Origin of the sequence: uncultured Thermomonas sp. (assembly GCF_937872235.1) — a bacterium.
In the GTDB taxonomy this organism is placed as follows: Bacteria; Pseudomonadota; Gammaproteobacteria; order Xanthomonadales; family Xanthomonadaceae; genus Thermomonas; species Thermomonas beijingensis.
In genome coordinates, this window is record NZ_CALMPC010000010.1 from 1 (window position 1) to 1177 (window position 1177).

Consider the following 1177-nt stretch of genomic DNA (forward strand, 5'->3'; position numbering starts at 1 on the left):
TCGGCGTACTCCATGCCGCGCCCGCGCTGATTGGACAACGCATGCCCGTGAACACCATGACTGCCGCGCCGCGCCGCGCGTCGGCCCAACACCTGCGCACGCAAGGCGATCAGCTCGGCAAGTGCGGGAACCACGCCGTTATCCATGGTGATGCCAACTCAAGGCAGCGGCACCCGCCGCAATAATTCGCCCACCAGTTGTTCGCCATCCCAACCTTCGGCGGTGGCTTCAAAGCTGGGCAGCACACGGTGCCGCAACACATCCACGGCCACCGCACGCACGTCTTCCGGGGTGACAAACTCGCGGCCACCCAGCCATGCACGCGCACGCGCACAACGCTCCAGCGCGATCGAGCCGCGCGGGCTGGCACCCCAAGCGATGCGCCGCGCCAATGCCGGGTCGTAGCGGGCGGGGTCACGCGAGGCCAGTACCAGCTCGATCAGATAGCGCTCCAGCGCCGGGGCCATGTGCAAATCCAGCACCGCCTGACGCGCCGCAAATACATCCGCCTGGCTAATGCGCAAGCCAGAATGCGACTGCACTTGCAGTGCATCACGTGCACGCGCGCGCGCCAACCGCAGGATTTCGGCTTCGGCATCGGCTTGCGGGTAGCCAATCCGCACATACATCAAAAAGCGATCCAACTGCGCTTCGGGCAGCGGAAACGTGCCTTCTTGCTCAATCGGGTTTTGCGTGGCCATCACCATGAACAAGGGTGGCAGTGGATAGGTCTGCCGCCCCACCGTGACCTGCCGCTCGCCCATCGCTTCCAGCAGGGCCGACTGCACCTTGGCCGGTGCACGGTTGATCTCATCGGCCAATAAAATGGAATGAAAAATCGGCCCCGACTGAAACTGGAATTGCCCCTCCTGCGGCCGCCACACCTCAGTGCCGGTCAGATCGGCCGGCAACAGGTCAGGTGTGAATTGCACCCGCGCAAAATCCGCATCCAGCCGGGATGCCAGCGCGCGAATGGCCGAGGTTTTAGCCAACCCCGGCGCGCCTTCCACCAGCAGGTGGCCATCGGCCAACAAGGCGATCAGCAGACGTTCGATCAGGGCCGCTTGCCCCACGATTTCAGCGGTCAGCTCTTCGCGCAGATGTTGGAATACGCCATGCAGGCGGCTGGTACTGGAAACGGGGGTGTCCATCGAAGCTCCGAAAGGTTGCAGCCAAT

1 protein-coding gene is annotated in these 1177 nt (G+C 63.8%); it reads right to left on the reverse strand.

The window, feature by feature from the left end; translation table 11 throughout:
- Positions 1-158 precede the first annotated feature (158 nt).
- Positions 159-1151 (reverse strand): MoxR family ATPase, encoded by a 993-nt coding sequence (locus QWB57_RS01030; RefSeq protein ID WP_288967957.1) that lies wholly within the window; start codon positions 1149-1151, stop codon positions 159-161.
- Between the last annotated feature and the right edge of the window lie 26 nt (positions 1152-1177).